This is a genomic window from Streptomyces sp. NPDC005266, assembly GCF_040607655.1.
In the GTDB taxonomy this organism is placed as follows: Bacteria; Actinomycetota; Actinomycetes; order Streptomycetales; family Streptomycetaceae; genus Streptomyces.
This window is the reverse complement of sequence record NZ_JBEXHC010000006.1, coordinates 355,961-379,611: the sequence shown is the minus strand read 5'-3', so window position 1 is coordinate 379,611 and position 23,651 is coordinate 355,961. Positions and strand designations below refer to the sequence as shown.

The following is a 23,651-nucleotide window of genomic DNA, read 5'->3' as shown; positions in this document are numbered from 1 at the left end:
ACAGATGAAGAGAGCGGTCCTGCTCCTCATGCACCAAGGCAAGTCGTACACCGAGGAGGTCGCCGCGGCCACCGCCGGGCTCGGCCTGACCCTGGTCGCCCTCAGCTCCCGGCCGGAGACGCCAGGGGTCCTGGACGCGAGCCGCCGCCACGTGGCGGACTGCGTGGTCACCGAGGAACCCGAACTGCGCTCCAGCGACGTCGAGAAGGCCGTTCGCGAACTCGCCGACCGGGGCTACCGGGTCGAGGCCGCCCTCGCCACCTTCGAGGGCTACCGGCTCCTGATGGCCGAGCTCAACGAGCGGCTCGGCGCGCGCGACTCCGCCGAGCCCGCGCTGCGGCTCTGCCTCGACAAGTACGAACTGCGCCGCTACCTCTTCGCCGAGGGACTGAGCGAGGTCCGGGTCCGCCGGCTCACCCCCGGCGTGACCCCCGAACTCGACCCCTCCGCACGCTGGTTCGTCAAGCCGGTGCGCGGTGCCTCGTCCTTCGCGACCTTCGTCCTGGAGGACGCCGACGACCTGGCCGACCTGCCCGCAATCCAGGAGCAGATGCGCGCCGACCAGCGCATGAAGGCTATCTTCATGGACCGGTACGACTTCCTCGTCGAGGAATACGTCGAGGGCCCGGAGTTCAGCTTCGAGACTTTCGTCCTCGACGGGCGGGTCCACCACCTGTGCGTCCACGAGAAGGCCCGCGTGGAACGCCTGGAGCGGACCACCCTGGAGGGGATGTCGGTCAGCCCGCCCGCCGGCATCGACCGTGAACTCGTCCTGGAGGGATCCGACTACGTCACCCGCTGCCTCGCCGCGCTGGCGGAGCACGGGCTGACCGCCGGCGCCTTCCACATCGAGGTCAAGTACTGGGAGTCGAAGAAGCGCTGGGAGATCATCGAGATCAACCCCCGGGTCGGCGGCAGTCTCATCGACGCCAGCGTCCAGACCGTCACCGGGCACTCCCTCCTCGACCTGTGGGTCGAGTCCCTGCGGCTGCCCAACGGCGAACGGGACGCCTTCCACGACCGGCTCATCCGCGCCTCCCAGTTGGAGGCCCTGCGCACCGGCGCGCCCGTCCAGGCGACCGTGTTCCTCAGCAAGTACGGAGAGAAGGGGCGGACCGTCGACGCGATCGGCTTCGACCCGCCCACCCGGCCGCCCCGGATCCTGCGCATCCACGTGGCGGAGGGAACCCGACTCGATGTGTCCGACCGGGCGATCTGCCTGATGGACGCCCTGTGGGACGTGGCGGCCGACGACCTCGACGCCGAGACCGCCTTCCTCGACCGGCACGCGACGGAGCATTTCCATGTCCGCTACCGCTGACCCGACGACCCGATCCTCGGCCTGGACGCGGGCGCCGAACCGGAGATCCGGGCCACCGTCCCGCTGTGCGGCTGCGAGAACCTCGTCCGCCCGGGTCCACACCTCCGGGTTCACCCGGGTCGCCGAGCGGATCGCCCGCGACCCCGCCGCCGCGCCGGGCGGCAAACACTCTGACTTTTCCGTGGACGTCCACCCGCCAACCCTCTCGTGAAGGAGAACGCGATGAACCGCGTGCAGAACACCGGGATCAACCACCCGAAGCCGTTCTACAACGAGGAGCAGAGCCGTCTGAAGAAGGCCGAGCTCGACCGCTACTTGGACAAGAAGATGGCGGAGTGGAAGGCCACCGTCCCCTTCGCGTCCCACCTGACCGAGCCTGAGCTCCACCAGGCGTACTACCGCCGCACCCTCATCGAGCACGTGTGGCGGATCCGCCTCTCCCGGGTCAGCCAGACCAAGGCCATCTACAAGATCGCCCAGGTCGCGCCCAGGGCCGCCCGCGACTACGCGCAGTACCAGGCCGACGAGATGCTCCACGACAAGCTGTACATCAGCGACGCCGCGGCCGCCGGCGTCACCGAGGAAGAGATCCTCGCCACCGAGCCTTACCTCTCCACCCGCCTTTTCGAGGGCTTCTTCTACTACGCCCTGGAGCACGAGTCGGCCCTCGCCCCGGTCGTCTCCAACTACCTGGTCGAGTACACCCAGATCAAGCTCCAGCCGGCCATCGTCGAAAACCTCCAGGAGCGGCTCGGCAAGGAGAACGTCAAGGGTCAGGCCGCCCACCTCCACGTCGACAGCACCGAAGACCACTCCCAGGAGATGTGGGACATCCTCCACCAGCTGATCTTCAGCGAGGAGGACTTTCAGCAGGTGTTCAAGTACATCGACGACGTCCAGGAGATCCTCGCGATGTTCTTCCGGGAGATCTACGAGGACACCGTCGCCAAGCACGCGCAGACCGCCGCCGTGTGACCCGCACGTCCCGGGCCACGCCGACGACAGGATCAGCACGCCGGAGACCCCATGCGCCTGAGGGTTGAACCGATCGAGAGCTTCACGGGGACGTTCCGCGTCCCCGCCTCGAAGCCGGAGACACAGCCGGCGATCCTGGCGAGCGCCCTGGCCGAGGGACGCTCCCGGCCGCCTTGCCCGGCCCGCGCGGGGCCCAGCTGCGATGCCGGTCGGTGGCGCCTCTGAGCCATCGCGGGTCCGCCGGGCAGTCGTCGCCCGGCGGACCCGTACGGACCCCACCCCACCGCACCCCCGCCGCCCAGCAGAGAGGAACCCCGCGAATGTCCGCACCCGACACAGCCGCGCTCGTCAAGGAGTACCGCGAGAACGGCTTTGCGGTCGCCGAGCGTCTCTTCGATCCGAGCGAAGTCGCCGAACTCAACACCGCCATCACGGAGATCCTGGACGTCCCCGACATCGGCTCCGTCGCCGAAGTGGAGCCGGGCGACAACGGCATGGCCCGCCGGATCTGGTCGCCCACCAAACAGCACTCCGCGTTCGAGCGGGCCGCCGCCCACCCCAAACTGCTCGACCATGTCGAGGCACTCATCGGCCCCGACATCCTGTTCCACTACAGCAAGCTCCACCTCAAGGCCCCGCAGGTGGGCAGTGTCGTGGAGTGGCACCAGGACTTCGGCTACTACCCCCACACCAACACCGACCTGGTGACGGCCCTCGTCTACCTCGACGACACCACCACCGAGAACTCCGCCCTCCAGGCCGTCCCCGGCTCTCACCGGCGCGGCCTCGCCGACCACTACGTCGACGGCCACTTCCGCGGCAAGGTGACGGGTGCCGACGCCCCCGACCCAACGCTCGCCGTGCCCATCGAGGCGCCCGCTGGCAGCGTGGTCTTCATCCACTGCCTGCTCCTGCACTACTCCTCCCCGAACCGCTCCGACCGGTACCGCCGCGCCTTCCTGCCGGCCTACCGGGCGGCCGACGCCTACCCGATCCACTTCGGCCCGCACGCCGGCCACAACGAGCCCGGAGTGAAGCTGCTGCGCGGTAGCGTGTCGGACACGGCACGTGTGGAAGCCGGGGCGTGGCGCCTCCCGCTCGCGGAGCGCCCCTTCGGCTCGCTCTTCCAGCTCCAGGAGGGCGCCAACAAGACCGCGACTGCGGCGACCACCGGGTACGCCACGCTGGAGGAGACGAAGTGACAGCCCCATGAGCACGCCGAACGTGACGGTCGTCCGCGCCTGCCTGCGGGGCGGCGCGGGCGGCAGCCCCACGGCCGTCGTCCTGGAGGACGACGCGGACGGCCCGCCGCCGGGCGACGACGAGCGGCGCCGGATCCCCGTCGCACGGGGCACCTCGCACGCTGTGTACGTACGTCACGCCGGCGACACGACCGAGCTGCGCTTCTTCACCGCGGAAGGGGAACTGCCCGCCTGCGGTCACGGCACGGTCGCCGCCCTCGCCCTCCTCGCGGCACGGCACGGCGGTGTCGGGCCCTACCGGGCCACCCTCCGTGCCGGGGGGCGCGTCTTCGCCGGGCGGGCCGAGCGTGCCGGCGGGCTGATCACCGCCGCCTTCGACCCCGGCCCCGTTGACCTGCGCGAACCCACCGCAGAGGAACGCGCCCTCGTTCTTCCGGCCCTCGGTCTTGCGCCGGACGAGGCCGGGCCGGACGTCCGGATCGCCGGCGTGGGCCGCGAACGCATTCTGGTGCCGGTCCCCACCCGGGCCGCGCTCGCCGCGCTACGCCCGGACCTCGACCGCCTCAGGGCGGCCTGCGACCGGTTCGGCCTGCTCGGCGCGTATGTCCACTCGGAACCTTCGCCCGAGGGCGCGCTCGCGGCCCGGATGTTCGCCCCTTCGATCGGCGTTCCAGAGGACCTCGCCAACGCCAACAGCACGGCCTGTCTCGTCGCACACCTGGCTGGCCGGGGCGTCCACCGGATCGCCGTCGACATGGGCGACGCCCTCGGCAGCCACGCCACCATCACCGCCACGGCGGGACCGGACCTGCGAGTCGAACTCGGCGGCACCGCACGCGTCCTGACGGAGCAACCGGCCCATCGGCTCTCTTGAAAATGACCGAGCCTTTCGGCGTAGGTGCAGATCAACCGGCCTCTTCGCGCGGGGTGACGGTGACGTCGAGGCCAGGGCGGCGAGTTGGGCGATCATGCGGCGGGTGTGCCGTTCCTCGCCGAGCCGGTTGGTGAAGTGGTCGGGGCCGAGGTGGGTGGTCTTGCTGCGCGCGGCGGTGGAGCCGGCCAGGAACAGGTCGGTCTTGAGCCGGGAGTCGCCATGGCGGGTCGCGCGATGGGTGGCAGCCAGTCGCAGGCGGAGTGCCGACGGTGTGGGTTGTACCAGTCGGTGATCCAGGTCGCGATCTTGATGCCGGCCTCGCCTCAACCGTGGGCGCGGCGCGAAGCCCACTCCTCCAAAGGACAACCCCCATGAGTTCGCCGCAGGGTATCGAAGTCCCTGACGCCCTGATCGCGTCGTACACGAGGAACGGTGGTGAAGAGGAACGCACCTGGATCGCCCGGCTGCCCGCGCTGGTGGCGGAGCTGCTCGACCGATGGGAACTGGAGCGGGACGGCGGCACCGGGTCCGGCGAGGCCTCACTGGTGGTGCCGGTGCGCCGCACGGACGACACCCGCGCCGCGCTCAAACTCCAGATGCCCCGCGAGCAGACGACCGCCGCGCTGATCGGACTGCAGGCGTGGAACGGCGACGGCATCGTGCGGCTGCTCGACCACGACCCGAAGAGCGGCGCCGTGCTGCTGGAACGCCTGGACGGCTCATGCACCCTGGCTTCCGTCGAGGACGACGACGTGGCCATGAGCACGTTGGCCGGACTTATGGCCCGGCTGCACTCCGTCCCGGCGCCCGAGGGCCTGCGCGGCCTCGGTGACGTCGCGCGCGACATGCTGGCGTCCGTGCCGGCGGCCGTCGCCGCCCTGCCGGACCCCGAGGACCAGCGGCGGCTGCACGGCTGGGCGTCGGCAGTCACCGAGCTGGCCGGCGAGCCCGGCGACCGGATGCTGCACTGGGACCTGCACTACGACAACGTGCTCGCCGCCGAGCGCGAGCCGTGGCTGGCCATCGACCCCGAACCCCTCGTCGGCGACCCGGGCTTCGACCTGTGGCCGGCGCTGGACACCGGCTGGGAGAAGCTCCACGCCACCGGGGGCGCGCCCCGGGTGGTGCGGCGCCGCTTCGACCTGCTGACCGAGACACTCGGGCTGGACCGCCAGCGCGCGGCCGGCTGGACCCTGGCCCGGCTGCTGCAGAACACGCTGTGGGACATCGAGGACGGGCGGACCACCATCGACCCCTCCCAGACCGCCGTGGCCGAGGCGCTGCCCCGCCACTGACACACTTCCCCACCAAGCGCAACACACCCCCAAACCGCCCCAAACCCAACATGGGCGCCTCGCGCTCCTGTCGGCAGGGGTTACGCCTGGCCGGAGCCCAGGGCGGTTTCCGCGTCCTGGCCGCCCCAGCTGTCGGGGGTGCGCCACAGGACGTGAACCCCGAAGACGCCGTACAAGGTGTCGGCCGACCAGTCCTCGGCGGGCGGTTCGGAGAGCACCAGATAGAGGCGGTCGGCAGGAGCGGGCAGGGTGTGGTTGATCTCCAGGAGGCGGGTGGCTCCTGAGCGGAGGTCGGCGTAGGCGGAGCGGCCGGCACCGAGAACCTCGTAGAGGAAGTGGCCGTCTTCCGCGATGCGGCTGACATCGATGACCGGGGAGTCGGTCGGCTGCAGGTCCGCCCAGAGCAGGGCCGCCTTGAGGGCATGGCGCACCGCCTCGTGCTTTTTGCACGTGCGGTCGGCGGCCGCCGCGGTCTCCAGCGAGTGCAGAAGCCCCTTCGCGGGCGCCGGCGTGGCGGGCATGTCTTCGGCGGAGGTCACGGGCTCGGCTTCCTTCTGCTCGGACTGCTGTTCAGCGGAGGCGGGTGCGTTGTCGGCTTCGGGCTCACCCATGGCGGCCCGGCGGTGCTGGACCGCCTCCCGGGCTTCGTCCAGGGCCTGGGCCCAGCCGGCGCGTGCCAGGTCCGCCTGGAGTCGGTTCACGTCCAGGTTGTTGTCCTTGAGCATGCTGTTGGTGTGCGCCGCGAGGTCGCGCAGGAGGCTGAGGCGGTGCTTGTCCGGGCATCCGAGCACACGACGCACGTCCACCCAATCCGCCTGGTCGCGGCGGAGGACGCGGTTGGCCATGCCCTTGAGCTCAGACAGACGATCACGGGCGTTCCCCGGAATGGTTCCGTCACCGTTCGTCAGGTCGTCGAAAACGCCGAGCGCCGCCACGTAGCGTTCCGCCATTCTGGGCGAGATGGGCTGGCGACCACGCTGGTCCGCGGTGAGCAGGCAGTGGTTCGTCTCGTGGGCGAACACCCAGCAGTCCAGTTCCTCGCCGGGACGCGGGGGCACCGAGCCGTGGCGGACGGTCAGGACCAAAGGGACATCAATCGCGGGAGACAGGGCCTTGACCCGGTACCGGCCGCCGGGTGCCTGGCGGATCACGCGGACTCGGATGTCCGTACCGATCTCGGGGACGTCACCGTCTGCCATGCCTGGTTCGCCTTCGGTGGGTGCTGATTCGGTACTGCTGCCGTCGGTGTTCGTCAGGGCCTCCGGGAGCGGGGAGGTGTGCAGGACGGTCAGGCTCTGGGTGCTGCGGGTGAGCGCGACGTACAGCTGGCGCAGGCCGGCCGGGCCGCGGTCGGCGATGGTGGCGGGTTCGACGACGAGGACGTGGTCGTACTCCATGCCCTTGGCCTGGGCGGCAGCCAGCACGGACACCGCCTCGCGTCCCTGCTCGGTGATGCCGTCGGCCAGGTCCAGGTGGCGGCTGATCTCGTCGAGCCAGCCGGAGTCGTCGGGGACGATGACCGCCACGGAGCGCAGGGTGTGTCCATCGCTGGTGCCGATGAGGCGGGTGGCTTGGGCCACGGTGTCGTCGAGGAGTTTCCACGGCTCGGTCGCGACCGTCCGTACGGCGTCCTCGCCGACCGCGCGCACGGCCTGCGGGTACGGCAGTGTGGGGGCGACGGTACGGGCCAGAGGGGCGACGAACCCCATGATTTCGGCGGGCACGCGGTAGCTGGTGGTCAGCTCGGCTACCCGCCAGTCGCCGTGGTCGGACAGGAGGGTGCCGAGGCGGTCCCAGTCGGTGTGGGTGTGGGGGCCGGTGGCCTGGGCAAGGTCGCCGAGGATGGTCATGGAGCCGTGCGCCGCGGAGCGCCGGCGCAGGGAGCGGGCCTGCATGGGTGTCAGGTCCTGTGCCTCGTCGACGACGATGTGCCCATACCGTTGCGGGGTCTGCCCGGTGATGAGATACCGCAGTTCTTCGAGGCAGACGTGGTCGTCGAGCGTCCAGGGATCGGCGTCGGCCTTATCAGCCCGAGGGCGGTGCACAGCGGCCTGCTCCGCGGCGTCGAGAATGCCCTCGGAGCAGGTACGCAGGAGATCTTCCGAGTCGTAGAGGGTGCGGAGGGCTTCCCTGGCGCCCGGCGACGGCCAGACACGTTCGATCAGGCGCTCGACTTGACGGTTGCGTTCCAGGTCGCGGCGGATCGTGTCGTCGCGGCTGCGGCGAGGGGCGACGGCAACGAGTTCCCGCAGCAGGCGGTCGACGAGCAGGCCGCGGAAGCGGTCGCGGCGCTCACGGTAGGAGCCATCGCCTTGGCGCACGTCCTCGAGGAGGGCGAGCACCTCGGAGCGCAGGACACGCAGGGTCGTGCTGCCGACGGTGACGGTGAGCTCCGGCTTGGCCCCGTCGTAAGAGGGAGTGGTGGTGAACTCGTCGACGGCCTCGGGACGGCACTCGATCTCGACGCGCCGCCGCAGGACGGCCGCCATACGCTCATCGGACTTCACCACCCGCGCCTGGGGGGTGTCGATGCCGAGGATCTCGCCATCCCACAAGCGGGTCACCTGCACGGCGTTGACGTTCCGGGTGCCGAGCGTGGGCAGCACCTGGCTCACGTAGTCCAGGAACCGCTGATGGGGGCCGACAACGAGGACGTCCTGGGCTGTGAAGTGCCCGTTGTTGACGAGCCAGGTCACGCGGTGCAGACCGACCGCCGACTTGCCGGTACCCGGGCCGCCCTGCACGACGAGGATGTCGGAGGGCGAACCGGTGACCAGAGCCATCTGGTCACGGCGTATGGTCTCGACGATGTCTCGCATGCTGCCGCTGCGAGAGCGCTGAAGCTCGCGCAGCAGGAAGTCGTCGGGCTGCTGGGGCTTTTGACGATGGAGGCGGGCGATGTCGGCGGGGGTGAGGACGGGCGGCTGTGCCTTTTCCGGCCGCTGTACGTCGGTGGCGGAGTCTGCCGCCGCTGACTCCGGACGGGCGTCGTCCGCGGCCGGCCGCGGGGCGGGGACGGCGACGGAGATGTCGTCGGCATAGCCTTCGACGACGCGCTGCGTGCAGTGCAGCCGCCGCCGCAGGAGCACCTCCCCCGGAGCGTCCGGCAGCGCGTCGAGCCACTTCTTCGCGAGCGCGTTGGTCCACTCCACGACGACGGTATCGCGGGTGCGGACGTCGGAAACGGCACGCCGGCCGACGTACCAGGTTTCGGGCTCCCCACCGGGGCCGTCCCGCACGTCTACGCGGCTGATGACCAGCGATGCGTTGCCGAGACCTCCGTACGCCGCGGCTCGCTCCTCGGCCGCGAGACGGTTGGCGACGCTGTCCTTGCCGCTTGCGGAGGCCGAGGCGACCGACCCCCCGGTCAGTTCGGCCAGCCGCGCGGCGTAGCAGTCGTATGCGCGGTCCACCGCCTTCTGCTCGATGGCGATGATCTCGTCGCGCGTGGTGGTGCCCATGTGTATCCCCTCCCTCGCAGTGCCCCGAAGGGTGCTGCGCCGGGCATGCGCCCGTACACCGGTGAAAGAACCGTCAGAGGCCGACTGTGACAAGTCGTCAGAAGGTCGGCGGTGGAGTCGGTCAGGATCAGGCACTGCCGGGTTCGACAGGCGGGTTCGGGACGGAGCGGGCTCCGGCTACCACGTCAGTACTTGCCGTTGCTCAGGATGTCGCCATCAGCGTTGTAGACGGTGACAAGGCCGTTCTTGCTGGCCTTCCCCCGGCCGGCCTGGAAGTCCGCGAAGGCCGAGGCGAGCAGCTTGGCGTTGCCGGCGTCCGCGCTGACCAGGTCCCCGGTGTAGTCCGTGTAGATGTCGGCCGTGTCCATGATGTCGTTGTTCTTGTCGGCGCCCTGGACCTTGGTGACGTGCGCCGCGGCCTCCCGCGTCTTCGCGGACTCGTGCTTCTTCACGTACGCCTTGAAGGCGTCGACGGTGGACTGCTGGGGCGCGGCGGTCTTGGAGGAGCCGGTCGCCTTGGAGGACCCACGGCTCTTGGAGGAGCTGGTGCCCTTGGAGGACCCGGTAGACGCAGCGGAGGACGCGGCGCCGGCCGAGGAGTCGTCCGAGCCGGACCCCACGGCGGACGCGATACCGCCGATCACGATCACGGCCAGGACGCCGAGGCAGCCCAGCTTGGCCTTGGACCGCTTCTTCGGCGGCACGGGAGGCTGCGGGTATCCCGGCTGCTGCGCGTATCCCGGCTGCTGCGGGGGCTGGGTGGTCATCTGGGTTCCTCCTGTTGCGATGCGCGATGGGCGATGGCCGTGAGTGGAGAGATCCGATGCGCGGCACGGACACAACAGAGCACCCGGGCCGCCGCTTCCACTCGGAAGCAGGACTAGATAAGCATGCTACTGAAAGCGCCGTCAATCAGCTTCACGGACTTGACGGTCGTTGTAGTCTGTTAACCGTCCACTGCCCGACTGGCCCGAGAGGTGCGGAACCCCACGCCATGCCCCAGCAGCCACCAGCCCAGCCGGCGCCCTCCGCGCACGTGACGGCCGCCGAGATCTCCCGCATCGCAGGGGTCACGCGCGCCACCGTCAGCAACTGGCGCCGCCGCCACGACGACTTCCCGGCCCCCAGCGCAGGCACGGAAGCCAGCCCGCTCTACGACCTGACGGCCGTCCAGGCATGGCTGCGGGGACGTGGGCACACCTCCACCGCCTCGCCGACCGAGGAACTGCGTACGGCGCTACGGCTACTGGGACCCGGCTCGGGTGTGGCCGCGCGACTGTTCCCACTGGTGGCCGCCGCGTCCCGGCGCACGCCGGAGGAGCTGGCCGAGCTCACCGCCGTGCCCGACGACCAGCTGATCGCCCAAGCGGAGAAGACCGCGGGCGAGCTCCCGGCTGCCGTGCCCGAGGCCGAGCCGGTCCGCTACGGTCCGGACGACGCGGGCGCGGTCCGCGCGCTGCTGGGTTGCGTCCGTGAGGCGGGGGCACAGGCCGCCGTCGACGTCCTCGCCGAACGCGAACTGGACGAGGGCGCCGCCAGCGGCGTTTACCAGACCCCGGAGGGCCTGGCCCTGCTCATGGCACGGCTCCTGCCCGCCGGCGCGTCCCGCGTCCTCGACCCCGCCTGCGGCAGCGGCACGCTCCTCGCCGCCGCCGCCCGGCAGGGCGCACGGGAGCTGTTCGGGCAGGACTCGCTCCCCGTCCAGGGCCGGCGCACCGCGGTCCGGCTGCTGCTCGCCGCACCCGAGGCCGAGACGGCGATCCGCGTCGGCGACAGCCTGCGCGCCGACGCCTTCCCCGACGTCACCGTGGACGCCGTCCTGTGCAACCCGCCGTTCGCCGACCGTGATTGGGGTCATGACGAGCTGGCCTACGACCCGAGGTGGGCGTACGGGGTCCCGCCCCGCTTCGAATCCGAACTGGCCTGGGTGCAACACGCTCTCGCGCACCTGGAGCCCGGCGGCCACGCGGTCATGCTGCTGCCGCCCGCGCTCGCCTTCCGCTCCTCCGGCCGCCGCATCCGCGCGGAACTCATCCGCAGCGGGGCCCTGCGCGCCGTCGTCTCACTCCCGGCGCGTGCCGCGTATCCGCTCCACATCGGCCTGCAGATCTGGGTGTTCCAACGCCCCGAGCCGGGCGGCACGGACCGTACGACGGTGCTGTTCGTCGACGGGGAGGGCGAACAGCGGGACGGCGCCGCGGGCACGCCGTCCGCCACCGACACGGCCACGGCCGGCGCCGGCACCCGCGGCGGCTCACGCCCCCGCCGATCCGGCTCCTCCTCTTCCGCCGCCTCCTCTGCCTCTGCCTCTTCCGCCTCTGCCTCCTCCTTCGACTGGGCGGGGCTGACCGATCGGGTCCTCGGCCAGTGGGCCGCGTTCACCACCGCCCCCGACACCTACGCCGACGAGCCCGGCGTCGCCCGCGCGGTGCCGCTCGTCGACCTCCTCGACGATGTCGTCGACGTCACCCCGGCCCGCCATGTCCGGGCGACCGCGGCCGACATCGACCCGGCCGCCCTGTCCCGCCGCGTCCACGACCTGCACGGCCGACTGGCCGAGCAGGTCGCCGCCCTGGCGGCCGCCTCCGCGTCCGGCGGGTGGCAGCCGTCCGGGGCCTCGGCCCGCGAGTGGCGTACGGCGACCGTCTCCGACCTGGCACGCGGCGGGGCCCTGACCGTGCTGCGGGCGGCGACGCCCGGAACACGAGGCTCCAAGGGCAGCGCCGCCCCCACCGTGGACCGGCCGGTCCTCACCGCCCAGGACATCTCGGCCGCAAACCCCCCGTCCACCGGGGCCGTTGACCTCCACGCGGACGCCGCGCAGCCCGTCGCCGCCGGGGACGTCCTCGTACGCGCCGTCGCGGGCGGCGCCGACGCGGCCGCCATGACCCGGGTCGCGGACGACCGGGACGCCGGAGCCCTGCTCGGTCCGCAGGTCCACCTACTGCGCCCCGACCCGGCCCGCCTCGACCCGTGGTTCCTTGCCGGGTTCCTCGGCGCCGAGGACAACATCGCCTCCGCGTCCACCGGCTCCACCCTCGTGCACGTCACACCGGGCCGGCTGCGCGTACCGCTGCTGCCCCTGGAGGAACAGCGGCGCTACGGGGAGGCCTTCCGCCGCGTGTACGAGCTGCGCGCGGCCGTCCGCCGAACCGCCGACCTCGCCGCCGACACCGCGGCCACCCTGACCACCGGCCTCACCGCCGGCGTACTCCTGCCACCGGACACCCCGGACAGCCGTTCCGCCTGAAACACCCCACGCGTCCCACCGCACACGACGACACTGGATCCCTGCCGTCCCACGCCCGGACGGTGCTCTTCGGAAGGAAGCCGGGACCTCTTGCGGCTATCCCAGTGCGGCACCTCCCGCAGGTAGCAGCGAATCCGATGCACCTGTCGCCAACTCGCGCAACTTCGCTCGGGTCTCGAGGTCCGTCGAGTAGACGACCGTGCCAACCATGCCTCGTGTCAGCAGCACCTTGTACGTGTTCCGGATCAGCCGATCCACGTCGGCGTCGGGTGTCGACTTCTTGAACACCGGATCCTTGGACGCCGTGCGGTCCGTCACCCACCGGTCGCCGCGCCATACCAGATCGGGCCCGATGATTACACCGCTCCAGTCGAACTCGAACCCCTGCGCTGTATAGACGCAGCCGACTTGACCGAAGCCGGCCGGGTCAGTGGCCCAGAGCGCACTCGGGGGAGCGCCGGCCACCGCGCGGTCACCGAAGACGTTCCACGGGCGGGCCCAGTCCCCGATCTGCACATCGAGCGGGAGCGATTCGCCGGGCGCGACCTTCTTCGTCCACTTCCAGCAGTACCCGGCCGACATCCGAGCCCCGTATCCCTGAGCGCGGCAGCCCTCCAGGAACGCTTCCAGCTCCCGCGGTGAGTCCACCACCGCCAGCTGCATCTTGCCGTCAGGCTCCCACACCACCGGTCCGCCGGCCTGCAGTCCCAGCAGGCGCACTACCCATCGCAGGTACGCATCGCTGCCGCCGCAGCGGAACTGGCTGTCCAGTGGCACGACCCGGCACTGCAACCCCTGGGCCGCTGCAGCCGCCTTGATCTCCTCGACCGTCCCCATCTCACCGGGACGCACCACCTGGTGCTCGTCCAGGAGGAAGACCGGCACCCGCGCCGCGTCGATCAGCTCTGCGATCTGCGGCTTATCTGTCCGGTTGACTGCCCTCGTGTAGCGGTTTGCGGAGGTCTCGCGGATGCGGTGGGCCTCATCGCAAATCAGGACGTCCAGGCCGTTGGGCTCGGCGGTCATGAAGCTGTTGAAATACTTGAACAGTTCCTGAACCTCCCGCTTGCGGGCCCCGGCCACTTTCCGCATGGTCGTGGTGAAGGAGCTGGACCCGGTCGCGTGCAGCGCGGTGATCTTCTTCCGGTACAGCTCGCCGAGGAGGGAAAGCGCGATGACGCTCTTTCCTGTCCCGGGACCGCCGGTGACTACGATCACTTCCTTGTGATTCGAACGCTGCGCTCGCCGGACGGCGTTGAGCACCAACTCGTACGCCACCCGCTGTTCATCGAGCAATACGAACTGCTCCCGGTCACGCACCTCGTCGGCCGCCACGGCCATCAGCTGCTTCGACGGCCCGATCTTCCCGTCCCGCAGTTCGTCGGCGGCGACTGCGCCGGACTCCGGCGCCAGCCTCGACCGCAGAAAGCCCAGGAACTCCCCACGCTGATCGGCGGTGAAGAGCCGCCCGAATTCGCTTTGCTCCACCTCGTACAGCCCGCTCACCCCGAACCGAGTGGCGTTGTGGAGGTACGCTGCCCCGGCAACGCGTTCCGGGTGCTCGGACACCGCGCCATTGAAGGCCACCAGGTACTCGCAGTAGCTTCGCACCTGCTCGATCGGGTTCAGTACCGGCCTCGCGTACGCGTCCAGGCGACACAACAGCGGCTCATCATCCTCCGGCTCCGCGCTGCTCCACTGCTTCAGCTCCACGACAACGTACGACGGCTCGTGACTTTTGGGGTGCAGACCGGCCAGGACGACATCGGCGCGCTTGCTGTTCAGCGGCAGGCTGTACTCCAGCAGCATCTCGACGTCGCCGAGCCCCGCGTCGACCAGGGCGTTGGCCAATACTGGGATGCTCCGCTCCCAGGAGCGGACCTCCGAGGCTCCTGGCTTGTAGCCATGTATGTGCACGAATTGATCGGTCAGTCGGAAGGCCAGTGAACCGGCCAGGCTCTGTGCAGCGACCGCGGCAGCGGACTCGCGGACCAGCAAGTAATGCCCCCAGGCAGCACGAAATAGCTCGTGCGGGTGGGGGCATGTCCAGAGGCGGAAGCCCGTCGGGCCGCAGTGACGACAAGGTCAACACTAACCCCAAGGGCGATGAAAGTAGGTGGCTCCGTCACAGACACATCGGCCGCATTACGGACAGATCGGGCGGGCAGACCGCTTTCGCGTCCGGCCAGCGTTGAGACCCTGAGGCGAAGGCGCTCGAAGGCGGGCATTCAGAGGTCGTTGGCGCCTATCTCATAATCGCGATTATGGGAACCTCTGACATCGGCAGAGAGTCTCCGAGTTGGAGCGGTTGCAGCTCTACGGCCGCTACTTCCTCAACCGACTGCCGCGCCGCGCGGACGACGGCGTGGAGCTAGTCGAGATCGACCTCAGCCAACTCCGGCATAGTCCCGGTTTGATGCCGTAGGTCCGGGTTGCGTGCCGGATCGGCGGGGCCCGCGGCTGGTGATACTGGTGCGGTGGTGGGTGGCGCCCTGGCCAAGGCGACGTGCGGCTACGCGGCAGACGCCGCACGCGGGACGGCCCCGCTCCCCAAGGCCCCGCGCACTCCCACCCTGCGGAGCGCGAGGAGCGGCGCGCCGCTGAGCGCGCTGCTGTGCTTCGGCGACGGCTCGGGCGGCGCGAAGGAAGCGGAGAAGTCGCTGCTCTCGCAGCTGATCGACAAGTTCAACGAACGCTTCGGCACCGAGTTCACCGAGCAGGACGTCATCCGCCCGTTCGAGGAGGCCAAGGCCGACCCGAAGGTGCGGGCGGCGGCCGTCGTCAACGACGAGGACAACTTCGGCCTCGTCTTCGACAACGTCTTCGCGGACAAGATGGCCGACCACATCGACACCATCGCGGGCATGGGCCGCCAGTACTTCGGCCCCGACAAGGGCTTCAAGTCCAGCCTGGACCGCAGCGCCCGCAAGGCCGCGTGGCGGATGATCCGCCGCGAGGAGGGCCTGGACGACTGACGTCCGGCTCGGCATCGAGTCCGGACGCCAGTCCTCGGAGGAGAGACGATGGACGGACGCGGCCGCGGAGGCGAGGGACAAGGTGCTCGAGGCAGGAGAAAAGGGCGTCGATGCCGCCTGGCGCGTCGGTAGCGAGACCCTCGGCCAGGCCAGATCGGCGACGGGCAAGCTTTCCAGCGGGATTGCCGAGCGAGCGCTCCGTTGGCTCGGGGACAACGAGTAACGCCACGAGGAAGGTTGATGAGCGGCGGCCGTCAGCCATGGGGCCCGGTTGACGGATTTGGTCCCCAGCAACACCCTCGATTGCGACGAGCCAAGAAGGCCGGTGGTCGGAACGACCGGAATCGAACGTAGCTGGCTGTGCAGTGCGGGGGGGGGGGGGGGTTGAAGGGGTGCTGTCCTCGCTCCGACTCAGGTCACTGGATTCCGGTGACTCTGGTCACCATGCGTTGATGGCCGGTGCGTCGATTTCGTGCTGCCGCCAGGCGTCATTGAGGCGCGCGAGCCGGTGCGCGGCGGCGATGCCGCGCAGGGACGCGACTTTGTCGTCGCTGACTTCGAACGCCACAGCGCCCACGACCCGGTCGTCGACCACGGCGAGGACGGCCGGGGAGCCGTTGACCAGCGCAATGTGGAACGCGGGGGAGCCGCCGGCCAGCCGCCGCTTCGCCGGAGTGGGCTTGAAGCCGGCCCGCACATAGGAGGCGACGCGCTTGCGCGTCTTGTACCGCAGCAGCCGCCTGGCCAGTCCGGCGCCGTCCGAGACCGCGGTCGCGTCGTCGGTGAGCAGCGCCACCAGCCGTTCGATTCGCCCCGACGTGGCGGCGGCGAGGAATTCCTCGACGATCCGGCGTGCGGACGCGGGGTCCACCTCGCCGCCGCTGCGGCGCTCGGCGGCGATCCGGCATCGGGCCCGGTGGACATGCTGCTGGCTCGCGGACTCGGTGATGTCGAGGATCCCGGCGATCTCGGAGTGGGGGTATGAGAAGGCCTCGCGCAGGACGTAGGCGGCCCGCTCGATGGGCGAGAGGCGCTCCATGAGGGTCAGGACGGCCAGGGACACCGATTCGCGCTGCTCGAAGGTGTCGGCCGGGCCGAGCATCGGGTCGCCCTCCAGGAGTGGCTCGGGCAGCCAGGCACCGGCCGTTCGCTCGTGGCGCGCCTGCGCCGAGCGGAGCCGGTCGAGGCAGAGATTGGTGACGACCTTGGTCAGCCACGCCTCTGGCACTTCGACACGTTCGCGGTCCGCGGCATGCCAGCGCAGGAACGCGTCCTGCACAGCGTCTTCGGCGTCGGTGGCCGAGCCGAGCAGACGGTACGCGAGCGAGGCCAGCCGGCCCCGGCTGGCCTCGAACCGATCGACGGCTGCGGCGTCCATGAGGAGCAGCCTATGCGGCGGCCCTCACACCGACCCGGTCAGGCGCGGTGGCCAGGCGGCGCCTGCGCTTCGGCAGACCGAAGGTCGGGTGGGCGATGCCCCACCCGGCCCCCTTGAGCACGCCCGACTTGAGTCGCGCGGCCATCCGGCCGCCCAGATACCAGGACTTCGACCGGACGTCCCCGTCCACCATCTGGAAGATCGCGTCCCGCCGCCCGAGGCTGATGTGGTTGCCGTGGTACTTCAGCCCAACGGTCGGGACCTCGCTGCCCGTCAGGCGCGCGATGATCGCGGCGGTCGCCTGCATGTTGGTGTAGCCGGCCGAGGCGCAGGACATCGGCAGCGGCCGGCCGTTCTCGCCGATCGCGTAGGCGCAGTCACCGGCGGCGTAGACATCCGGGTGGGAGACCGAGCGCATGGTGCGGTCGACGACGATTTGGCCGGTCTCGGCGACCTCCAGGCCGCTGGCGGCAGCGAGGGGGTGTACGGCGAACCCGGCCGCCCACACGGTCACGTCGGCCGGGATGGGCCTACTGTCGGCGGTGATCGCCCGTGCCGGCTCGACGGCTTCGATGCCGGTGTGCTCGTGGACGGTGATGCCGAGACGGTCGAAGGCATGGCGCAGGTGACGGCGGGCCTTCGGGGAGAGCCAGGCGCCCAGCTCGCCGCGGGCGGCGAGCGCGACCTGGAGGTCGGGCCGGGACTCGGCAAACTCGGTGGCGGTCTCGATGCCGGTCAGCCCCTCACCGACGACCAGCACGGTGCCGCCCTCGCCGAGGCCGGCCAGGCGCTCGCGCAGACGCAGCGCCGAGGGCCGGCCGGTCACATCGAAGGCGTACTCGGCCACGCCGGGGACGCCATGGTGGGCTACGGAGCTGCCGAGCGCGTAGAGAAGCGTGTCGTACGCGAGCTCGCCGTCGCCGTCCTCGCCGGTCACGGCGACGGTCCTGCGCTCGGGGACTACGCCGGTGACGCGCGCCAGGCGTAGCCGCACCCCGGTGCCCGCGAATACGTCGGCGAGCCCGCGGAACGTGAGGTTCTGGCCGATCGCGAGCTGGTGGAGCCTCATCCGCTCAACGAAGTCGGGCTCGGCGTTGACGACGGTGATCTCGGTGTCGGCGGGGGAAAGCCGGCGGGCCAGGTTTCCGGCGGCGAAGGCCCCGGCGTATCCGGCGCCGAGTACGACGATGCGGTGTCTCATGGCGTTGCTCCTGTCTCGTTCGCGTGCCCCTTGAACGAGACCGCTTCCCGATTGCTGACAGGAGCCGGGTGTGACGCGGGTCACCGAACTCAGACGAGCGGCTGAGCCTCCGACAAGCGCTTGGGCCTGTCTTTGGCAGTCGAAACGGGGCGATGGCCAACTGCCGATCGAGGTGGCCAAGTATCGGTCGCGTCACAGAAATCGAGCCGCCGCTGACCGCAGTGCCTCCCGAAGTGGTGAATATCTGCTGTCCGTTCTGGTGGACAAAGCCAGTACAACCCTGTTCCCGTTGAAGTTGTCCTCTGCGTGAGGTGCAACGGATCTGGAGGGGAAAGAATGAACCACGCGGCGGGCGAGCTCGAGGAGTCTCGGCTCCAGAAGGCCGTCGAGACGATCGTCATCACACCGCAGGCGGCCGCCAAGCTCGTAGACGGTTACCGTGCGACTTTCGAGACCAAGTTCAAGCGGAAGCCCGAAAGCCTGGAGGACAAGCGCCGGATCGCCGCCAAGATCATAGGCCGGTACGCCAAACTCTCGGCGGCCACTGGGGCGGCCACCGCAGCTCCGAGCGTGATTCCGGGGATCGGGACGGCGGTCGCAGTCCTGGGCGGCGGTGCCGCTGATGCTGCCGCAGCACTCAAGCTCCAGGTCGACATGTGCATGTGCCTGGTCGAGGTGTACGAGACCGAGCTGGGCGATGAGGACAAGAAGCAGCTCGCCTTCGTGCTCGCGTTGGCAAGTTCGGCAGAACAGATGGCGGCGAAGGGCGGCAAGGCAGCGGTCATGAAGTACCTGCGGGGGCCCGCCCTGGTCACGATCAAGCAGTTGTTCAAGCGGGTGTCCATCACCTTCACCCAGAAGGCGATGGCCAAGGCGATACCCGCCGGCGTAGGCGTCGCTTTCAGTGGCTCGACCAACTACGTCCTGACGAGGGTGGTGGGCAGGGTCGCCGTCGCCGTCCTGGCCAAAGACGTGAAGTAGCGCGGGCGTCTTTCTGCCGCAGCCGACCGGGCAATCCGTGAGGCCCAGCCGCCTGTGCTCGCGATGCGCTTCAGCTCCACCCCGCGCGGCGCGCGGCTCGCCCGGCGCCTTGCCGGGCAGCGGCTCGACGCGTGGGGCATCCCCTACGACTGCGACGCGCACCACGCGCTGACGCTGATCGTCGCCGAGCTCGCCCCGGACCGCAGCGCCCGCAAGGCCGCCTGGCGGATGATCCGCCGCGAGGAGGGCCTGGACGACGACGTCTGATGCGTACGCCCCGGCTGGATATGCTGGCTCGGGACCCTTTGGAGGACATCGTGAGCACACAGCCGGACCACGGCACGGAGCTGGTCCCGCGCCCCAAACGTACCCCCGACGCCGTCCGCGTGGCGCTCGCCCGGATCGCTCCTCACCGCCTGGACGAGATGGAAAAGCACAAGGAAGAAGCACTCGCCGCCGCCATTCGGACCAGCAAGATCGGGCACCTTCAGCACTGGCTGACCCACTGGGCCGCTCAGGTGGAGATCGAGCGTCGGCCCGATCTCTCCGCACGCCGTAGCCGTGCTCTCGCCACGATCCACGGCACGACCAGCAAGGACGACCCCGCATTCCGATCCGCCATGGACGAGCTGCGTGCCGTCGAGGACGTGGCGACACAGGCGGTATCCGATTGAATCCTCCCCTCCCTGAAGGCAAGGGGATTCCTGGCTCAGGCAGCCGTCTGGGGCAGCGCACCAGATGGTCTTACGCCCTCGGCGCCAGCCGGGTTGAGACCAGCCCGGACGAGCATCACGCGTGCGGAGTTCTTGTCTCTGGGAGAGGAGGTTCCGCATGCGGTGCAGGTGTAGGTGCGCATCCCTAGCGGCAGTGCGTGCTTGGCTCTCGCTCCGCAGTGCGCGCAGTCCATCGTGGTGTGCGCGGGGTGGACCAGGTGCACGGTGCGTCCGTGCTTGCGGCCCATCTCGATCAGGGCCTGCTTGGTGGCGCCGATGGCGGCGTCCGCTGCCTTGCGGGCCATGGTGGTCCTGGCGAGGAACTTCGGCTTGAAGTCCTCGACGGCCAGCACGTCATGGTCGGTGACGACCTTCTTGGCCCATTTGCGGCCGGTGTCCTGGCGCCGGCGTGCGACCTTCTTGTGCGCCTTGGCCCGCAGCCGCTTCGCCTCGCGGTAGCCCTTCGATCCGGCCTGCCCCTTCTTCGGCTTGCGGCGGGCCATCATCCGGTCGTACCGTGTCAGCTTCTCCCCGGCCTTCTTGCCGTGCCCGGCGTGCGGGAGATCATGGGTGTCGGATGTGGTGGTGGCGGTCTCCTTCACGCCCCAGTCGATGCCGATCACCGCACCGGTCTCTGGCAGCGGCTCGACGGCGGCAGGCACGACGAAGCTGGCGTACCAGTGGCCGATGCCGTCCTGGTAGATGCGGACGCTGGACGGGTCGGCAGGCAACTCCCGCGACCACACCACATTCAGGACGATCCCACCGGCCAGGTGCAGTGCTCCATCTGTCAGCCGGAAACCGCGCCGGGTGTAGTTGAGGGTGGGCAGCGCCTCACGCTTCTTCTTCCACTTCGGCATCCCGGCCCGGCGTGCCAGGGCGAGCCGGTCCTTGATGTCCTGCTGCGCCCTGGCACGGGACTTGCCGAAGTCCCGGATGATCTGCTGCTGCGGCACCGAGCTGCCCTCCCGCAGCCACGGGCTCGTCCGGCGCGCCTCGGTCAGCATCCTGTCCAGCTGTGCCGGGCCGCACGTCAGCTTCCCACCGGCGGCCTTGTTGTGCAGGTGCACGGCCTGGGACTTGGCCACGCACTCGTTCCACACCCACCGGCACCGGTTCCACTCCGCCATCAATGCGGTGCGGGCAGTGGACGACACGCGCAGCCGGAAGGTGTACCGGGCATGCCCCACTCCGTGGGTCGCCGTCGCTGCCACCACGTCATAACCCCCGCCCACGTTCCGGCCACCCGACCCTGCCGAACGACCATACGTGCGAGACCCGCACACCGACTCCCCCCTTCATCACGATCACCCCAACCGGCGAACATGGACACACGCGTTCGCACCCCCCCGGCTCCGCCGGGGAGACGACAGCGGCGCTACGCGCCCGGCAAGCCGGATACGGCGACGCCCCGCGTCGCCGCCACAGAATGCGATTCCTCCCCGGACGCCGGGGCCTCCTCGCAAGAGACCCGGTGACCTCGATCTGATCCGGCGGTCGGCCCCCGGCTCTGCGGAGCGAGGGCGTTCTTCTGCCTCGGCCAACCGTGCAAGACGTGGGTGCCCAGCCGCCTGTGCGACTGGGCACCCACGGGGCTTACGAATGTACGGCTCATATGGTCTGGTCGGCGGCCAGCCGGACGAGCCCGGCCCACGCCTCGGGGGTGACCGTCAGGACCGGTCCGGATCGGGCCTTCGAGTCCCGGATCAGTACCGGGTACTGGGGAATGCATGAGCCCGCCCGTCCTCTCGCCACGAGGGCGGGGGTGCAGAGGACGGGCGGGCGTCTATGGGCGGTCAGCCGGGGTGCGGTTCGCTGGCTGCCGCTGGCACGGTGTGCAGCCGGGTCAGCCGCGCCACCTCATCATCACGGAAGGCCGCCACCTCGCGGCAGCGCTGACTCATCACGAACTCGCCGAGCGACAGGCACAGGTCCATGCGCTGGATGCACACGCCGACCATGAACGGGCCGCCTACGGCGCGGTACAGCCGGACCCCGTAGTACCCCTCCTGGCAGTCGTCGGGGTTGTTGAACCGGCAGTCGGCGCAGGTTTCGGGTAGGCGTACAGGCCGGATGCTCTTGGCGTACAGCGTGCGCCCGTTCGGCAGGCGGTACCGCACCCGCTGATCGGACGCCCCGGCCGTGATGATGCGGCGGACCGGCACGGCACCCAGGTGGTCGACGACGTTCTGCATGGCGTCCAGGGAGGCGCCCCCGTCCTCCAGCGATACAAGCATCCGGACCACGACGGAGCGGCCGTGTCGCTCGATGATGCGGAGCACGCGGTCGACGTGGCCACGGTCGGGGATCACGATGTTGGCGGAGACCTTGATGCCGTGCGCGGTCGCGGTCTCGATCGTCGCGTCGAGGGCGGCCAACTTGCGCTCGGCGAGCTTCGGCGAGGCAAGCCGCGGGGCCTGGACGGCGGCGAGCTCGGCCGGGGTGGTGCCGAACACGGACAGGTTGATGCGGTCGAGTCCGGCTGCCGCGGCGGCGGGCAGGACCGCGGCGCCGTTCTCGCCGTTCGAGGTGAGCCCGACGGTGAGTCCGAGGCGCCGGGCGATGGTGATCAGGCCGGGCAGGTCGGGGTGCAGGGTCGGCTCGCCGCCGGTGAAGTGCACTTGGTTCGTGGGGAGGCTGCCGCGAACAGCAGCGAGGGCCTGGGCGAAGTCGGCGTCTGCGGCGATCCGGTCGGGCAGGAAGTCGGCGCCGTTGGTGCGAAGGTAGATGGAGACGCGTCCGGTGCGGCCCGGCGCGGCGACGGGTGTTCCCTCGTTGTGGCAGAACGAGCAGGCGAGGCCGCACGCGTCGATGATCTTCACACGCAGGGTGCGGTCCGGTTTCACCTCCACCGGCACGTCGCTCAGGTCGTGCATGGTGCCCCCTTCTCCGGGCGGCCGGGGATCGGTGCCCCGGCGGGTTCGCAGGCGCCGGCCTACTCGAAGCGCAGGTCGGCGATGGAGTCCAGGTCGATGCCGTACAGGCCGTAGACCTTCGTGGTGTTGATCGATGTGAGCTGGTCGTGGCCGATGCCCAGCGCGGCGGCGGCCGCCCACACCTGTGCTTCGTCGTCGGCCTCGATCTCCAGGTACGGCGGGATGCGCGGCCACTCGTCGACCTCAAGGCGGACTGCGCCGAGGGTGTACGAGGTGCGCCGGTTCTCCTGGTAGCCGCGAGGCGTCAGGCCGGCGAGCTGCAGCAGCGCGGCGGCTTCCTCGAAGCTGTCGACGGTCACCTCGGTCTCGTGGGTCCCGTCGACGGCGTCCGTGGTGATCTGCTTCACGCACAGGGTGACCTCGGTTCCCGTGTCGCGTAGCCGCACCCAGCGGCCGGGGACAGCCGGGATGGTGTCGTACACGTACCGCCGCATGAGGCGGGGACCGGTTGTGCAGGTGCCGTCGGCCTCGGTGATGAGCCGCGCCATTTTCACGGGGTCGATGTCGAGGGCCTTCGCTTCGAACTCGATGCCTGCCATGGGGGTCTCCGATCGCTGATCGCTGCTGGTATCTCAACAACCGTGCAGCGTATGGGGCCGCAGCCTGGGTGCCGTCCTCGGTGGGCGGGGTTGCAGGCGGGTGCCGACGGCGATGGTGTCGTTGCCCGCGAGCCGGAGGATTGCCCGGAGGACGATCGGCAGACGGCGCTCGTCGGGGGCCTTGCTGCTGGCGGCTTGGCTGGGTTTGTCGGCGTTGCTCTGCGTGGCGCTGTCACCGTCGTTGCAGGCGGTGAGGGCGAGCAGCAGGGCTGCGGTCGTGGTGATGGTGCGGGTGCGCATCATGCGTCCCGTGAAGGTCGAACGTGGGGGATGTGGTCGTGTTGTGACCGTATCGGCCGGTCAGGGCAGGGGCAGGTCCACGGGTCGCGGCCTCGCGGCGCCTGAGCGTCCTCAACCGCAGCGGTGTGGGCCCCACGCGTTCGCCGGGCTGGATACCCCGAGGCCAACCGACTCCATCGGCTCCACCGCCTCCCCGACCCCGTTCCCCGGCCCAACGCGCCCACCCCGAACCGGTCACGCGGCGCGCCTC

The 23,651-nt window shown here is 70.2% G+C and carries 18 protein-coding genes and 2 pseudogenes; 10 read left to right on the top strand and 10 right to left on the bottom strand.

The features are described 5' to 3' along the window. The first annotated feature begins 4 nt into the window (after positions 1 to 4). The 5 genes from ABZU99_RS15330 (at position 5) to ABZU99_RS15310 (ending at position 5,667) form a co-directional block, all read left to right on the top strand. On the top strand, positions 5 to 1,321 hold the full coding sequence (locus ABZU99_RS15330) for an ATP-grasp domain-containing protein (RefSeq protein WP_356043277.1): 1,317 nt from the start codon (positions 5 to 7) through the stop codon (positions 1,319 to 1,321). Positions 1,322 to 1,543: 222 nt separating this feature from the next. Continuing rightward, entirely contained in the window at positions 1,544 to 2,296 is a 753-nt protein-coding gene (locus ABZU99_RS15325) for an iron-containing redox enzyme family protein (RefSeq protein WP_356043275.1), read from the top strand. 320 nt (positions 2,297 to 2,616) lie between these two features. Then, a complete protein-coding gene (locus ABZU99_RS15320) occupies positions 2,617 to 3,498 on the top strand; it encodes a phytanoyl-CoA dioxygenase family protein (protein WP_356043272.1) in 882 nt (293 codons plus the stop codon). 7 nt (positions 3,499 to 3,505) lie between these two features. After that, entirely contained in the window at positions 3,506 to 4,372 is an 867-nt protein-coding gene (locus ABZU99_RS15315) for a PhzF family phenazine biosynthesis protein (RefSeq protein WP_356043270.1), read from the top strand. 371 nt (positions 4,373 to 4,743) lie between these two features. Then, positions 4,744 to 5,667: an aminoglycoside phosphotransferase family protein gene (locus ABZU99_RS15310; RefSeq protein ID WP_356043267.1), complete on the top strand. Its 924-nt coding sequence runs from the start codon at positions 4,744 to 4,746 to the stop codon at positions 5,665 to 5,667. 80 nt (positions 5,668 to 5,747) lie between these two features. Here the strand turns inward: ABZU99_RS15310 and ABZU99_RS15305 are convergent, their stop codons facing one another. After that, a complete protein-coding gene (locus ABZU99_RS15305; RefSeq protein WP_356043264.1) occupies positions 5,748 to 9,128 on the bottom strand; it encodes an AAA family ATPase in 3,381 nt (1,126 codons plus the stop codon). Positions 9,129 to 9,313: 185 nt separating this feature from the next. Further along, positions 9,314 to 9,895 (bottom strand): hypothetical protein, encoded by a 582-nt coding sequence (locus ABZU99_RS15300; RefSeq protein WP_356043262.1) that lies wholly within the window; start codon positions 9,893 to 9,895, stop codon positions 9,314 to 9,316. Positions 9,896 to 10,164: 269 nt separating this feature from the next. Between ABZU99_RS15300 and ABZU99_RS15295 the strand changes: the two genes are divergently transcribed. Then, complete coding sequence (locus ABZU99_RS15295; RefSeq protein WP_356043378.1) at positions 10,165 to 12,378, top strand: N-6 DNA methylase; 2,214 nt, start codon at positions 10,165 to 10,167, stop codon at positions 12,376 to 12,378. A gap of 96 nt (positions 12,379 to 12,474) precedes the next feature. Here the strand turns inward: ABZU99_RS15295 and ABZU99_RS15290 are convergent, their stop codons facing one another. Continuing rightward, entirely contained in the window at positions 12,475 to 14,376 is a 1,902-nt protein-coding gene (locus tag ABZU99_RS15290; RefSeq protein ID WP_356043259.1) for a DUF2075 domain-containing protein, read from the bottom strand. Positions 14,377 to 14,996: 620 nt separating this feature from the next. On the opposite strand from ABZU99_RS15290, the pseudogene ABZU99_RS15285 reads away from it, so the two are divergent. Next, a pseudogene (locus ABZU99_RS15285) lies at positions 14,997 to 15,353 on the top strand (type I restriction endonuclease subunit R); the annotation flags it as partial. Positions 15,354 to 15,792: 439 nt separating this feature from the next. Here ABZU99_RS15285 and ABZU99_RS15280 read toward each other — a convergent pair. Both ABZU99_RS15280 and ABZU99_RS15275 read right to left on the bottom strand, forming a co-directional pair. Further along, positions 15,793 to 16,731, bottom strand: coding sequence for a sigma-70 family RNA polymerase sigma factor (locus ABZU99_RS15280; protein WP_356043256.1), 939 nt, complete (start codon positions 16,729 to 16,731; stop codon positions 15,793 to 15,795). Between the two features lie 10 nt (positions 16,732 to 16,741). Then, positions 16,742 to 17,932, bottom strand: coding sequence for an FAD-dependent oxidoreductase (locus tag ABZU99_RS15275; protein WP_356043254.1), 1,191 nt, complete (start codon positions 17,930 to 17,932; stop codon positions 16,742 to 16,744). 336 nt (positions 17,933 to 18,268) lie between these two features. On the opposite strand from ABZU99_RS15275, the gene ABZU99_RS15270 reads away from it, so the two are divergent. The 3 genes and pseudogenes from ABZU99_RS15270 (at position 18,269) to ABZU99_RS15260 (ending at position 19,587) form a co-directional block, all read left to right on the top strand. Next, positions 18,269 to 18,913 (top strand): hypothetical protein, encoded by a 645-nt coding sequence (locus ABZU99_RS15270; protein WP_356043252.1) that lies wholly within the window; start codon positions 18,269 to 18,271, stop codon positions 18,911 to 18,913. 63 nt (positions 18,914 to 18,976) lie between these two features. After that, positions 18,977 to 19,105, top strand: a pseudogene (locus ABZU99_RS15265) (ATP-binding protein); the annotation flags it as partial. 125 nt (positions 19,106 to 19,230) lie between these two features. Then, on the top strand, positions 19,231 to 19,587 hold the full coding sequence (locus tag ABZU99_RS15260) for a hypothetical protein (RefSeq protein ID WP_356043250.1): 357 nt from the start codon (positions 19,231 to 19,233) through the stop codon (positions 19,585 to 19,587). A gap of 35 nt (positions 19,588 to 19,622) precedes the next feature. Here ABZU99_RS15260 and ABZU99_RS15255 read toward each other — a convergent pair whose 3' ends face one another. The 5 genes from ABZU99_RS15255 to ABZU99_RS15235 all read right to left on the bottom strand — a co-directional run bounded on the left by ABZU99_RS15255 (position 19,623) and on the right by ABZU99_RS15235 (position 23,404). Continuing rightward, the gene (locus ABZU99_RS15255) at positions 19,623 to 20,840 is read right to left on the bottom strand and encodes a transposase (protein ID WP_356043375.1); all 1,218 of its coding nucleotides are present in this window, start codon (positions 20,838 to 20,840) and stop codon (positions 19,623 to 19,625) included. Between the two features lie 397 nt (positions 20,841 to 21,237). Continuing rightward, a complete protein-coding gene (locus ABZU99_RS15250) occupies positions 21,238 to 21,381 on the bottom strand; it encodes a DUF397 domain-containing protein (RefSeq protein ID WP_356043248.1) in 144 nt (47 codons plus the stop codon). Between the two features lie 41 nt (positions 21,382 to 21,422). Beyond that, positions 21,423 to 22,502 (bottom strand): radical SAM protein, encoded by a 1,080-nt coding sequence (locus ABZU99_RS15245; protein ID WP_356043246.1) that lies wholly within the window; start codon positions 22,500 to 22,502, stop codon positions 21,423 to 21,425. Positions 22,503 to 22,561: 59 nt separating this feature from the next. Continuing rightward, on the bottom strand, positions 22,562 to 23,101 hold the full coding sequence (locus ABZU99_RS15240; RefSeq protein ID WP_356043244.1) for a CYTH domain-containing protein: 540 nt from the start codon (positions 23,099 to 23,101) through the stop codon (positions 22,562 to 22,564). A gap of 33 nt (positions 23,102 to 23,134) precedes the next feature. After that, on the bottom strand, positions 23,135 to 23,404 hold the full coding sequence (locus ABZU99_RS15235; protein ID WP_356043241.1) for a hypothetical protein: 270 nt from the start codon (positions 23,402 to 23,404) through the stop codon (positions 23,135 to 23,137). Positions 23,405 to 23,651: the final 247 nt, after the last annotated feature.